13 protein-coding genes and 1 riboswitch are annotated in these 12995 nt (G+C 74.1%); of the genes, 7 read left to right on the plus strand and 6 right to left on the minus strand.

What is annotated here, in order from left to right:
* Positions 1-46: 46 nt before the first annotated feature.
* Complete coding sequence (locus AB0I21_RS42940) at positions 47-901, minus strand: C39 family peptidase (RefSeq protein ID WP_360569444.1); 855 nt, start codon at positions 899-901, stop codon at positions 47-49.
* Between the two features lie 185 nt (positions 902-1086).
* A riboswitch (cyclic di-AMP (ydaO/yuaA leader) is annotated at positions 1087-1229 on the minus strand.
* 293 nt (positions 1230-1522) lie between these two features.
* Here AB0I21_RS42940 and AB0I21_RS42945 point away from each other — a divergent pair.
* From AB0I21_RS42945 to AB0I21_RS42975, 7 genes are all read left to right on the plus strand, one after another.
* Positions 1523-2371, plus strand: coding sequence for a hypothetical protein (locus AB0I21_RS42945; protein WP_360569446.1), 849 nt, complete (start codon positions 1523-1525; stop codon positions 2369-2371).
* A 109-nt stretch (positions 2372-2480) separates the two neighbouring features.
* Positions 2481-3623: an Ig-like domain-containing protein gene (locus AB0I21_RS42950; RefSeq protein ID WP_360569448.1), complete on the plus strand. Its 1143-nt coding sequence runs from the start codon at positions 2481-2483 to the stop codon at positions 3621-3623.
* A 120-nt stretch (positions 3624-3743) separates the two neighbouring features.
* Positions 3744-4142, plus strand: a complete 399-nt coding sequence (locus tag AB0I21_RS42955) for a cupin domain-containing protein (RefSeq protein WP_360569450.1) — start codon at positions 3744-3746, stop codon at positions 4140-4142.
* 160 nt (positions 4143-4302) lie between these two features.
* Positions 4303-5316 carry a LysR family transcriptional regulator gene (locus AB0I21_RS42960; protein WP_360569452.1) on the plus strand — a complete coding sequence of 338 codons (1014 nt, stop codon included), beginning with the start codon at positions 4303-4305 and terminating at the stop codon, positions 5314-5316.
* Positions 5317-5323: 7 nt separating this feature from the next.
* The gene (locus tag AB0I21_RS42965; protein ID WP_360569454.1) at positions 5324-6112 is read left to right on the plus strand and encodes a LysR family transcriptional regulator; all 789 of its coding nucleotides are present in this window, start codon (positions 5324-5326) and stop codon (positions 6110-6112) included.
* Positions 6113-6132: 20 nt separating this feature from the next.
* Positions 6133-6330: a DUF3311 domain-containing protein gene (locus tag AB0I21_RS42970; RefSeq protein WP_360569456.1), complete on the plus strand. Its 198-nt coding sequence runs from the start codon at positions 6133-6135 to the stop codon at positions 6328-6330.
* Positions 6331-6368: 38 nt separating this feature from the next.
* A complete protein-coding gene (locus tag AB0I21_RS42975) occupies positions 6369-8009 on the plus strand; it encodes a sodium:solute symporter (protein WP_360569520.1) in 1641 nt (546 codons plus the stop codon).
* Positions 8010-8015: 6 nt separating this feature from the next.
* Here the strand turns inward: AB0I21_RS42975 and AB0I21_RS42980 are convergent, their stop codons facing one another.
* From AB0I21_RS42980 to AB0I21_RS43000, 5 genes are all read right to left on the minus strand, one after another.
* Positions 8016-8627, minus strand: coding sequence for a DNA-3-methyladenine glycosylase (locus AB0I21_RS42980; RefSeq protein ID WP_360569522.1), 612 nt, complete (start codon positions 8625-8627; stop codon positions 8016-8018).
* Positions 8609-9256 carry a TetR/AcrR family transcriptional regulator gene (locus tag AB0I21_RS42985; protein ID WP_360569458.1) on the minus strand — a complete coding sequence of 216 codons (648 nt, stop codon included), beginning with the start codon at positions 9254-9256 and terminating at the stop codon, positions 8609-8611. Before AB0I21_RS42985 ends, AB0I21_RS42980 begins: the two co-directional genes overlap by 19 nt.
* Positions 9257-9263: 7 nt before the next feature.
* Positions 9264-10766 carry an MFS transporter gene (locus AB0I21_RS42990; protein WP_360569460.1) on the minus strand — a complete coding sequence of 501 codons (1503 nt, stop codon included), beginning with the start codon at positions 10764-10766 and terminating at the stop codon, positions 9264-9266.
* 98 nt (positions 10767-10864) lie between these two features.
* Entirely contained in the window at positions 10865-11743 is an 879-nt protein-coding gene (locus tag AB0I21_RS42995; RefSeq protein ID WP_360569462.1) for a GNAT family N-acetyltransferase, read from the minus strand.
* Positions 11740-12855, minus strand: a complete 1116-nt coding sequence (locus tag AB0I21_RS43000; protein WP_360569464.1) for a M20 family metallopeptidase — start codon at positions 12853-12855, stop codon at positions 11740-11742. The genes AB0I21_RS42995 and AB0I21_RS43000 overlap by 4 nt, the downstream gene beginning before the upstream one ends.
* Positions 12856-12995: the final 140 nt, after the last annotated feature.

The following is a 12995-nucleotide window of genomic DNA, read 5'->3' on the forward strand; positions in this document are numbered from 1 at the left end:
GGAGTATCCGCGCAGGGCCGCTGACCGCGAGCCGCTGACGGTCGTGTCAGGCGGAGTATCCGCGCAGGGCGGTCCAGTGCGCGAGCTTGGCCGTCGTCAGCGTGTAGTACCCGACGCCCAGGGCGTCCGCGGGGTCGGCGATCTTCACCGTCTTGCCGCCGTCGAGGTACCCCACCACCGTGAGGTAGTGGCCGCCCGGATACGAGTGCGAGTTGCCCTTGTCGTCCACGGTGGAGCCGGCGATGTTGGCGACCACGGCGTAGCCGTTGGTGATCGCGTTGACGACGTCGGCCTGCATCTGGTCGATCTCCGCCTGGGTGGCCGACTGACCGGGGATGAAGTGCGACTTGTAGAAGGAGCTCTTCGTGTACTCGTTGAGCGACCGGGTGGTGTCGTCGGCGGAGTTGGTGCCGTTGACGGTCGTGTGCAGGCTCTGGGCGACCTCGGACTGGGACGGGTACATCGACCGCGCCGTCAGCGCGATCCGGGTCGCCGCCGGGCCGCAGTAGTAGAAGTTCTCCTGCCAGGCGAACCGGTACGCGAGCTCCTTCGCCGCCGGGGCCGCCGGTTGGGTGGGGCTGGCCGGGGCGGCGGGCGGGGTGGGCTTGGCGGGCTTGGACGTCGCCGTGCCGGCGGGGGCCTTCGACGGGGCGGAGGCGGCGTCGGGCGCCGCCTGTGTCCGCTGCCGGTCACGCCCGGCCGGACCGGCGCCGCTTCGGGACGGATCCGCGGCGGTCACCGACTGCGCGTCGGCCACCGGTGCGGGGGTCGAGGCGTGCACGGCCACGCCGACGGCCGCCGTCACCCCGAGGACCGCCGCAGCGGCCGCGATCGGCAGCACGCGGAAGCGTGGCGGGGCGGGGCTCTGGCTCTGGTGCCTGGGTTTGTACAGGTAACTCACGGGTACCTCGACAGACATGCTCGATGACGGCTGCTGTTGCCGGTGCCGGACGTGATCCGGGCAGGGGGGTGCCACGCCGGCCGAGGGCCGGTGCGGTGACGGTCGGCGACTACCGGGCCGGGCCGAGGGTCGAGGTGCCCGAGGTGCTGCGGCACGGGCGATGCCGGGTCAGTGGCTGCACGGAGTGCTCCTTCCGGTGCCGCCTACCGGGTTAGCTGACGGGTTCGGGCGGGAGGATCGCCCTACCTCGAGGCGCTGGCCCCGTGGATTCACCCCGGTGGTGCTCGGTTCCCCGGCTCGCGCGGACGCGACTCAGCGGATCCGCCGCGGTGTCATCCGAGGTGGGTGACGGCAGGCCGGGCGGATGCGAGGACCATATCGGGGGCGCGGGAGGACCCCTGAAACCCCCACGCTGGTCGGCTACCTTGCGTGACGACGACGTGGCGAACGGACCGGGTGCACGCCACGGGCCTACGGGCCACCAGCCCGCCGGTCGGATGCGCCGTGCCCCGGTGCACCTCGCCGACCGCGCCCCGGCCCCGTGCGGCCCGTCCAGTGTCCGGTCGGCAGGTTCGCAGGCCCGGCACCACCCCGGATCCGGGGCCTCCCTAGGCTCGCCGGATGCTTCCGGGCGCCGATGATGACCAGCAGCTCAACGGTGCGACCGCACGCGGTCCCCGACACCTGCGCCGCTCCCGGCGGGGGCGGCACGCGACCCGATTCCGGCTGCGCGCACCCGTGCCGGCCGAGATCCGCCGCTACGCCGTGGGCGCCGTCGCCGTCGTGGCGGTCGGCCTGTCCGCGACGCTGTCGGCGTCGGCCGGACCCGCCGCCGTGCCGGCGGACAGTGCGGCGTTCGCCGTCGACGCCGAACGCCCGGCGACCGGCGGGCAGGCCTCACGCAGCCGCGCCCGGAAACCCGCCGACGGCGCGAACAAGGCCGCGCCGGCACCGACGAAGGCAGTCCCGGCACCGGCGAAGACCACCCCGGCACCCGCCGCCACGCCACCGGCGTCGACGGCTGCGCCGTCGCCGACCGTGCACGCGCCCGTCGGTGGGCTGACCCAGGCCGAGATGAACAACGCCGTCGCGATCATCGACGTCGCCCGGCAGCTGAACCTGCCGCGGCGCGCGGCCGTCGTGGGGATCGCCACCGCCCTGCAGGAGAGCCACCTGCGCAACCTCGCGAACCCGAACGTGCCGGGGTCGTTGCAGCACCCCAACGAGGGCGTGGGGTACGACTACGACTCGGTTGGCCTCTTCCAGCAGCGGCCGAGCTGGGGTTCGGTCGACCAGCTGATGAACCCGCACGAGTCCGCCCGCAGGTTCTACGCGGCGCTCGCCCAGATCCCGGGCTGGGAGCGGCAGGCCGTCACCATCGCCGCGCAGATGGTGCAGCGGTCGGCGTTCCCGGACGCCTACGCCAAGTGGGAAGGGCTCGCAACACAGATCGTCGACGCCGTCATGTAGGAATTCCACGGCGCGGGCCCAGGTCCCTCGCATTGTCACTCGTATTGCCGCCCCGGCCTCGCCCTGATGCGCACGACGATGCCCCCATGTCCATGCACAGGCAGAACACATGAGAGGGCCCAGCCGGACCGCGGCGGCGCTGGTCGCGCTCGCAGTGGGAGCGCAGTTGGGCCTGTCGGCGTGTCACAGTTCGACGAAGAAGCCCACGGCGGCGAAGTGGACCGCTCCGCCGCCGGCGGTCGGGCTGGCCGTCAGCCCGGCGGCGGGCGAGTCGGGGGTGGCGATCAGCACCGAGATCGGCACGAAGGTCAACGACGGGAAGATCACCGAGGTCGTCCTGACCGACGCGGCGGGCCAGCGGGTCGCCGGCGAGTTCCGCGAAGACGGTACGTCGTGGGTGCCCGCCACCGCGCTGCGCTACGGCACGGCGTACACCGCGAAGGTCACCGCCGTCGGTGCCGACAACAAACCCGTGACCCGGGAGACGGCCTTCACCACGGCGGCGAAGGCCAGCGGACCGGTCGTCACGTCCGACCTGATGTTGACCAACGGCGGGACCTACGGCGTCGGCATGCCGATCGTCGTGGAGTTCGGCTCCGACGTCCCGCAGGAGTCGCGCGCCGCCGTGCAGCAGCGCCTCTTCGTGAAGAGCGATCCGCCGCAGCCCGGTGCGTGGCACTGGTTCGGCGGCCGGCAGGTGATGTACCGGCCGGAGAAGTACTGGCAGCCCGGCACGAAGATCACCGCGCGGAAGGCGCTCAACGGCGTGCGGATCGGCTCCGGTCACGCCGACGAGGACTTCGCGGCGACGGTCACGATCGGCCGGAAGCTGACCATCGACATCGACAACGCGACGAAGCAGATGAACGTCTACCAGAACGACGCGCTCGTGCGGACCATGCCGGTGAGCCTCGGCAAGCCGTCGACGCCGACGTCGAGCGGCGCCACCGTCATCATGTCGCGGGAGGCGTCGACGGTGTTCCGCACCCCGGAGTACACCGTCGCGGTGCAGTACGCCATGCGGCTGACGTGGGGCGGCCAGTACATCCACGCCGCGCCGTGGTCGGTCGGCGACCAGGGCCAGCGCAACGTCTCCCACGGCTGCACCAACGTCTCGACCGCGAACGCGCAGTGGCTGTACGAGCAGACGCTCGTCGGTGACCCGGTCACCACACGCAACACCGGGGTGCCGCTGGACCCGGGCGACGGCTGGACCGCCTGGGACCTGTCCTGGGCCGACTACAAGGCCTGACGCGAGACCGTTCACGACGAACACCCGATCCGGAGCATCGATCAGGAGAGGAAGTCCATGGAAGTCGTCCGTGCCCCGAGCCGAGGCCGGCAGGGCCCGCAACAGTGCTATTCCGGCGTCGTGTGGATCGACGGGGACGTCGACTGCCCGGAGCCGTCCCGCCTGCGGACGCTCCGTGCGCAGTTCAGTCCCGGCGCGCGGACGGCCTGGCACCGCCGCCCGTACGCGCGGATCCTGACCATCCTGCACGGCGTGGGCCGGGTGCAGCGCCGGGGCGGCCCGATCCACGAGGTGCGCGCCGGGGACACCGTCGCCGTCGCGGCCGGCGAGTGGCACTGGCACGGCGCCGCGCCGAACGCGTCCCTGGCGGTGGTGGAGATCCACGAGACCGGACCGGACGACACCGGCACGGAATGGGGCGAGCACGTGACCGACGCCCAGTACCGGCTGGCACCGCTCACCGCGATGATCCGCCGGCCGGACGCGGACCGGGTCCCGCAGCGCGAGGCGTGCTGGTAGCGGTCCCGGCATCGATGGCAAGCCCGGTCCCGCGGCCGTCACGGCGGCGGGGGCCGGGCCGCCGCGAAGTCCGGCGCCCGGATCCTGGACACGCTCGGCACACGCGCGTAACACTGTCGACATGATTTCTGCACGAAGCGTGCTGAAAGACGTGTGACCCGTGGACACCCGGCAGATCAGGTACTTCCTCGCCGTGGTGGAGCACGGTGGGTTCGGCAGGGCGGCGACCGCGCTCAACGTCGCCCAGCCGACCATGTCGCAGTCGGTGAAGGCCCTGGAGCGCGACCTCGGCACGGCCCTGTTTCACCGGGCGTCGCACGGGGTGACGCTGTCCGCGGCCGGGCGGGCGTTCCTCGGGCCGGCCCGGGTGCTGATCCGCGACGTCGCCATGGCCGGCGAGGCCGTCGGCGGGCGGCCCGAGCACGACAGCCTGGAGATCGTGGCGTCGGCGCCGCTCGGGGCGCACCCGGGCGCCGAGCTGGTCGGTGGCTTCCTGCGGGCGCACCCGGGCGTGTCGGTCAACCTGGACCGGGACACCGACGAGGCGCTGCTGGCCCGGGTCCGCGACGGGGTGAGCGAGCTCGGCCTGGTCCACCTGCCGGCGGCCAGGCTGGGGCTGTGCGAGGTGGCGCTCGGCGCGCACGACCTGGTCCTCGTGTTCCCGCCGCCGCACACCGCCCGCCCCGCGACCCGCGTCCCGCCCTCCTCCGCCTCCGCCGCCGACACCGCCGCGGCCGTGCGGCTGGCGGATCTGGCGGGGCTGGAGCTGCTCGGGGTGCCGCGGGGCAGCGCGTCGCGGCTGCTGGTCGAGTCGGCGCTGCGGGCGGCCGGGGTCAGGACCAGGGTCGTGGTCGAGAGCGGACAGCGGGACCTGATCACCGACCTGGTCATCGCCGGGGCCGGGGCGGCGTTCATGCCTGACGTGGCCACGCCCGCGGCGGTGGCCAGAGGGGCCGTGGTCAGGCGGGTCGTGCCGGCGTTGCGGCTGCCGTACGGCATCGTGCACCGCCCCGGCGAGCTGTCCGCGGCGGCCCGGGCATTCCTCGACCACGCCCTGCGAGAAGCCGGCCACCCCCTGCGAGAAGCCGATCACGGCCTGCGAGAAGCCAACCACGCCCTGCGAGAAGCAGACCACGGCCCGCGGGAAGCCGACCACGCGCTGCGGGAGGGGTGACGACGGCATGGACCTGCGCAGGCTCGCGTACTTCGTCGCCGTCGCCGAGCACGGCAGCGTCACCGCGGCGGCCGCCGCGCTGCACGTGGCGCAGCCGTCACTGTCCCAGTCGATCCGGGCGCTCGAACGGGACATGTCGGTGGAGCTGTTCGACCGGCGGCAGCGCCCCCTGGCACTGACGGACGCCGGGAAGGCGCTGCTCGACCCGGCGAGGAAGGTGCTCGCCGACCTCGCCGACGCCCGGGCCGCCGTCGGATGCGTCGTCGGCCTCGCCGCCGGCTGGCTCGACGTCGCCGTCCTCGACCCCCTGGCCGTGGACGTGGCGCCGGCCATCGCGGCGTTCCGGCGGCGGCATCCTGGGGTGCCGGTGCGCGTGCACGGCCCGCGCGACGAGGACGACCTGGTCCGCCACGTCGTCGACGGGCGCTGCGAGCTCGGCGTCACGTACCTGCCGGTCGAGCACCCCGCCGTCCGCGTCGAGCCGCTCGGCCGGCAGGAACGGTTCCGCGTCGACGGCGCGGACGTCAGGACCCGGCACAGCGAGGCGGTCCTGCCGCTGCTGCGGGCGGGCGCGACGGCGGTCGTCGCCGGCGGCTACGCGCGGCGGGCGGAGGCGGCCGGGGCGGTGCTGCACCGGTTCGACCCGCCGGCGACGGTCGAGGTCGGGGTGGTCAGCCGGCTGTCCCGCCCTTCCGGCAGCTCCCGGCACCAGCACCGATCACCGGCGGCGCGGCGGCTCGAGACGATGCTGCGCACCTATGGGGTCGATGGCTTTTCGTCTTTGCATTCTCGATGATCGCGCACTGTTATCAAGCGATGCCCGAGCCTGATCAGCGCCACCGCCCCCTGTACTGGCTGCTGGTGCTCCCGACCGTCGCGCCCCTGGCCGTGCCGTTCTACAACCGCCTCGAACCGACGCTGCTGGGGGTGCCGTTCTTCTACTGGTACCAGCTGGCCTGCGCCGTCCTCGCGACCGTGGTCATCTCGATCGTCTACATCGGGGTGCGAAGGTGAGCGACCGGGACGTCGAGATCGCCGTGTTCGTGCTGCTCATGACCGTGATGATGGGGCTCGGCCTCGCGGCGGCGCGGTGGCGGCAGCCGCAGAGCATCCACAGCCTCGAGGAGTGGGGCGTCGGCGGCCGGGCGTTCGGCAGCTGGGTCACCTGGTTCCTGCTCGGCGGCAGCATGTACACCGCCTACACGTTCGTCGCCGTGCCCGCGCTGACCTACGGGGTGGGCGCGCTGGGCTTCTTCGCGGTGCCGTTCGCGATCGCCACGACCCCGGTCGCGTTCATCCTCTCCGCCCGCGCCTGGTCGGTGTCGCACCGGCACGGGTTCGTGACGCCGGGCGAGATGGCCGGGGCGCGGTTCGGGTCGCCGGGGCTCGCGGCGCTGGTGGCGGTCACGGGCATCGTGGCGACCATGCCGTACGTGTCGGTGCAGCTGCTGTCGCTGCAGGCGGTGTTCAAGACGCTCGGCGTCGACGGCGAGTGGCCGCTGCTGGTCGCCGTCGGCCTGGTGTCGGTGAGCACGTTCCGCTCCGGGCTGCGGGCGCCGGCGCTGCTGTCGATCGCCAAGGACATCCTGCTCGTGTGGGTCGTCGTGTCCGGCGTGCTGATCGTGGCGATGTCCGGCGGCTGGGGCACCACGTTCCGGCGCGCCGCGGAGCACTTCGCGAAGACGCCGTCGCCGGCGGACGGCCTGCTGCTGTCCGGCCCGGGGCAGATCGGCTACCTGACCATGGTGGTCGGCTCGGCGCTGTCGATCTTCGCGTACCCGCACGCGGTCATCGCGATCATCGCCGCCCGGGACCGGTCGACCGTGCAGCGCAACACCGCCGCCCTGCCGGTCTACTGCCTGGCGCTGGGCCTGATGGGGCTGCTCGGCCTGTTCGCGGTCGCCAACGGCGTCGTCCCCCTCGGCCGCGACCTCAACACCATCACCCCGCAGCTGTTCCACAAGCTGCTGCCCGGCTGGTCGGCGGGCATCGCCTACGCCACGCTCGGCGTCGCCGCGCTGATCCCGGCCGCGGTCATGTCGATCGCGGCGGCGAACGCGTTCACCCGCTCGATCTACCGCCAGTACCTGCGCCCCGACGCCGGCCCCGCCGAGGAGGCCCGCGTCAGCCGCTGGGCGTCGCTGGTCGTGAAGTTCGGCGCGGTCGCGGTCATCCTCCTGCTCGACCCCGCGTACTCCGCGGAGCTCCAGCTCATCGGCGGCGCCGTCATCCTGCAGACCATCCCCGCGGTGATGTTCGGCCTGACGACGGCGTGGCTCCACCGCGCGGCGCTCATCGCCGGCCTGGTCACGGGCCTGGTCACGGCCGTCGCGATGCTCTACCGGATCCCGCAGCTCGGCCCCGGCGGCGTCGTGGTGAAGGCCCACTTCGGCGGCTCCAGCTGGTCCTTCGGTGACGGCGTCATGGTGTACGTGGGGCTCATCGCCCTCCTCGTCAACCTGGTCGTGTCGGTGGCCGGGACGGTGCTGCTCCGGCTCGCGAAGGTGCCCGCGGGGATCGACCGGACGCGCCCGGAGGACTACACAGCCGACGTCGGCGACCCCATGGTGAAGCGCCTCGACGACCTCCTCGACGGCCTGCCCCGCACCCCGGGCGGCGCCCACACCCGGCCCTTCGCCCCGCCGCCGCACCAGCGGGGCGTCACCACCCCGCGGCGGCGCACCCGCTTCTGACCACCCTCACATCGCCTGTTTCGGCGTGTGGCGCCGGTACGCGCTGACGGTCGCGTCACCGGTGACCCAGAAGCGCCACGGGACGTCGTGCGCGCCGGTGACGCCGACGCGGGGGCCGGTCGAGACGGCGAGGGCGGGCACCGCGGCGGCCGGGGCCCGCAGCAGGGGCGGGTCGCCGAGGAGGTAGGTGCCGTAGAAGGACTTGTCGATGCCGAGCGCGGAGCACAGCCTGGCGGGGCCGCGAGCCAGCTCGGCGTCGGTGCGCGCGGCCGGCCGGCGCGCCCTGGCGACCGGCAGGCCGTCGACGACCTCGCCGGCCCGCAGCAGCACCGCCGACGCGGTGCCGTCGGTGCCGGTGACGACGTTGACGCAGTAATGCATGCCGTAGGTGAAGTAGACGTACGCGTGGCCGGCGGGGCCGAACATGATCTCGTTGCGCGGGGTGCGGCCGCGGTGGGCGTGGGAGGCCGGGTCCTCGCCGGTGCCCGAGTACGCCTCCACCTCGGTCAGGCGGACCGTCACCCCGCCGGCGGTCAACGTGCAGCCCAGCAGGGCCCGCGCGGCGGTGTCGACCGGGCCCGCGAGGTCGTCGGCGAGGGTCACCGCGAGATCCGGCAGATGCGCAGGACGACCGCGTCGACGGACTCCTCGAACGGCGGCCACGGGAAGCCCGGCACGAACTGGCGCATCATGACCGCGCCGTGCAGCGCCGTCCACACCAGCGCCGCGTCGGCGAACGGGTCGGTGCTGGCGGACCGGCCGGCGGCGACGCAGGCGGCGAGCGCGTGGACGAGCACCTCGAAGGACTGCAGGCGGGACCGCCACTTCGGGGGCACGTCCTCCAGCTTCAGCGGCATCTTCAGGTCGGGCCGGCCCTCCCGGAGGCGGCCGAACAGCACCCGGTAGCGCGCCGGCTCCCGCATCGCGAAGTCGACATAGGCGTGGCACCCGGCCAGCAGGGACGCGACGCAGTCGTCGTCGGCGAGCGCCGTGGTGGTGTCGATGACGATCTGCCGCAGCCGGTCGAACGCGATGTCGAGCACGGCCTCGATGACGGCGTCCCGGTCGGCGAAGTGCGCGTAGATGGACGGCGCCGCGATCCCGGCCTCCCGGGCCACGGACCGCAGCGTGATCGCGGCCTCGTCGCCCTCACGCTCCAGGATGCGTTCGGCGGCGGCGACGATCTCGTCACGCAGGAGGCCGCCCTCGCCCCTGCGGTTGCGAGTGCGGCCTCCCGATGTCGTCATCGGTCCATCATGCCGGTTGGGCGACGAGCTGCGCCTCGGCGGGCGCGGTGCGGGCGGCCGCCGGGCGGATCACGGCCACGGCGATGGCCATCAGGGCCGCGATGCCGGCCGCAACCAGGGCGCCGCGGTCCATGGCGGCGGTGAAGGCGGCGTCGGCGGCGGACAGGACGTGCTGCGCGTCGGCGGGCGGCATGGTGGCCGCGGCGGCATGGGCGGCCGGCAGGTCCGCGCCGGGCAGGACGAGGGCGGGGTCGCTCCGGTACGCCGAGGAGACGACCGTGCCGAGCACCGCGATGCCGAGGACGCCGCCGAGCTCGCGGATGACGCTGTTGAGGGCGCCGGCCATGGAGCTGTACTCGGGCGGGACCGAGCCGCTGATCTGCAGGCTGGCCGGGGCCATCATCATGCCCATGCCGAGCCCGACCACGCCGGTGCCGAAGGCGACCTTCCAGAACTCGGTGCCGACCCCGGTGGTGGACAGCGAGAGCAGCCCGGCGACGGCGAGGGACAGGCCCAGCACGAGGGTCCAGCGCACGCCGAGCCGCTTCGACAGCAGCGCCGAGGTCGCGGAGGTGGTCGCCATCGCGACGGCGAAGGGCATCGCGCCCAGGCCGGCGACGAGCGGGCTGTACCCGTGGACGAGCTGCAGGTACTGCGACAGCTCGAACAGCGTGCCGAAGAGGACGAAGAACACGACGGCCAGCGACAGCGCGGCGAGCAGGAAGGTGCGGTTGGCGAACAGGTCGAGCCGCACCAGCGGCGACGCCGCCCGCAGCTGCCACGCCACGAACAGCGCGGCCAGGACGACGGCGGCGCCGAGCTCGGCGAAGCCGAGCGGAGCGGTCCAGCCGCGGGCCGGGGCCTGGATGACGAAGTCCACCAGCAGCGCGACCGCGGCCGTGGACAGCAGGGCGCCGAGGATGTCGAGGCGGCCGGTGCGCACCACCGGGACGGCCGGCACCAGCCGGACCACCGCGACCAGCGCGCCCGCGACCAGCGGGACGTTGATCCAGAAGGCGCTGCTCCACGAGTAGTGCTCCAGCAGCGCGCCGCCCGTGACCGGGCCGATGAGCACGCCGATGCCGGCCGCCGCCGACCAGGCCGCGAACGCCTTCGGCCGCTCCGCCGGGGAGAAGATGCGGGTGATGATGGCGAGGGTCGCCGGCATGACGAACGCGGCGCCGAGCCCCATGACGGCCCGCCACGCGATCAGCTGGCCGGGCGTGCCGGCGAGGGCCGCCACGGCGGAGCCGCCGCCGAAGACCACGAGGCCGCCGATCAGGGCGCGCCGCGAGCCGAGCCGGGCGCCGAGGCTGCCGGCGAGGATCAGCGCGGAGGCGAAGACGAGGGTGTACGCGTCGGTGATCCACTGCAGGTCGGACGTGGTGGCGTGCAGCCCGTGCGCCAGGGACGGCAGGGCGGTGTTCAGCACGGAGTTGTCGAGGGTGACGGCGACCAGGGTGAGGCTGAGCACCGCGAGCGCGGCCCACCGGCGCGGATGTTCGGACATCGGAGACCCCTTACGGACGTTTGTTTACGCCCGTAAGGTTAGACACGTCAGCTAACGCTTGTAAAGTTATCGGCGGTCGATCCGCGACGTGGCGGCCGTCACCCCTCCTTGGTGAGCAGGTAGTAGCCGTCGCGGGAGAACCCGGCGATCCGCCAGCCGGCGGCGAGCCGTGCGGCCATGACGTCCCGCACCGCGAGCCGCCACGCCGCCGCGCCCGCCGGGTCGCTGGCCCGCAGGCCCTCGACGTCCGGCGGCACGGCCACGAGCACCCCCGGCGCCGGGACGGCGGGCAGCCGCAGCGGCGTGCCGTCGCCGGCACGGTCGAGGAGCTTCGCGGTGCCGGCGACGTCGACACCGGCGGGAGTGCCGTGGGCGGCGGCGACGGCCTCGGGCGCGGCGAGCCGCCACACGAGCAGCAGGCGGTCGCTGAGGTCGCCGCTGTTGATGCCGTCGGCCATCGCGCCGTAGAACTCGGGCAGGTAGCGGACCGCGTGGCCGCCGAGCTTGCGCAGGTTGAAGGAGGCGTTGCGCAGCACGAGCGGGTCGTAGGTCCAGCGGACCTCGGGCACGTCGCGGGCGAGCGTCCAGGCCCGCTGGTGCTGCTTGAGCGCGAACCCGACCCCCGCGCCGAGGCCGCCGGGCTCGACCCCCGCGACGAACGAGTGCAGGTGCGGCGTCCCCCGCTCGTCCCGGCCGAAGAAGCCGACCGCGGCACCGGTCAGCCGGCCGCCACGGTAGGCCCCGGCGACGTAGTTGCCGGAGTGCGCGTAGGTCCGCAGCAGGCCCGGCGCGGCGATCTCGGCCCGGTGCTCGGCCCGCCACACCCGCTGCAGCAGCGCCGACACGTCGTCGAACGCGGCCCGGCCGGGCACGTCGGCGGTCTCGACGATCTCGACCCCGGCCCGCTCCGCGGCCGCCGCCGCGCACTCCCACGCGTCCGCCACCGGGGAGGCGGCGCCGGCGGCGGCCAGGTTCACCGTAACCGGCCGATCGCGTCGACGAGGCCGGCGACGAGGGCGGCCCGCTCCGGCATGGTCGCCAGGTCGGACCACTCCCCTTCGGCATGCGCGTTGCCGCCGATGACGCCGAGCCCGTCGAGGGTCGGCACGCCGATGCCGGCGGTGAGGTTGCCGTCGGAGCCGCCGCCGACCGCCTCGCCCGAAAGCGGCGGCAGGCCCAGCTCGGCGCCGATCCGGCGGGCCAGGGCGAACAGCGACGCCGACGCCGACTCGGGCATCGCGGGCCGGGACGGGCCGAGCTCGACGGTCAGCTCGGCACCCGGCAGCACCGGCCGCAGGCCGCGCAGCGCCGTGTCGACCCGGGTCAGCTCGGCCGGGTCGAACGCGCGGACGTCGACGCTGACCCTGGCGGCGGCCGGCACCGTGTTGCTCGTGGTGCCGACGACGGCGTCGGTGGGGGTGACGGTCGTGCCCGGTGGGGCGCCGAGCGCCGCGACCCGCAGCACCTGGTGCGCCAGCTCGACCCCGGCGTTGATCCCGAGGTGCGGGGCGACCCCGGCGTGCGACGCGCGGCCGGTGACCCGCAGCGAGTAGTGCGCGATGCCCTTCCGGGCGATCTTCAGCCGGCCGTCGGAACTGCCCTCGAGGATCAGCGCGCCCGCCGCGCCGGCGGCCGTCTCCTCGATGAGCGCCAGCGAGGTCGGTGAGCCGATCTCCTCGTCGGAGTTGCACACCACGGCGACGCCGTCGAGGTCCGCGACCGCCGCCAGGGCGTGGAAGAGCACGACCAGGCCGCCCTTCATGTCCACGACGCCGGGGCCGGTGCACCGGTCGCCGTCGACGGCGAACGGCCAGCGGGCCAGGGTGCCGACCGGCCACACCGTGTCGAAGTGCCCGACGAGCACCACGCGGACCGGCCCGTCACCGAAGCGCCACCGCAGGTGCGGCCGGTCGGCGACGACGACCCGCTCCGGCGCCAGCCCGGTGCACCGCCGGCCGAGCCCGGCGACGACGTCGGCGCATCTGGCCAGTGCGTCGAGGTCGGCGGACGGCGACTCGACGGCGACGAGCCCGGCAAGGTCCTCACGCATGACGGGCGCGGCGGCCCGCAGCTTCTCCAACGCGCTCATCGATCCAACCTATCCGGACCACCGCGGCGACACCCGGGGGCGGGCGGCGAAGACCGCCGGCGCGCCGGTTCGGTTGCGTCGTCAACAGTCGGACACCCGGCGGTCAGCGCCCGGGTTCATCGATACGTTCGAGGGAGTCA

Origin of the sequence: Dactylosporangium sp. NPDC050588 (assembly GCF_040654975.1) — a bacterium.
Lineage (GTDB): Bacteria > Actinomycetota > Actinomycetes > Mycobacteriales > Micromonosporaceae > Dactylosporangium > Dactylosporangium maewongense.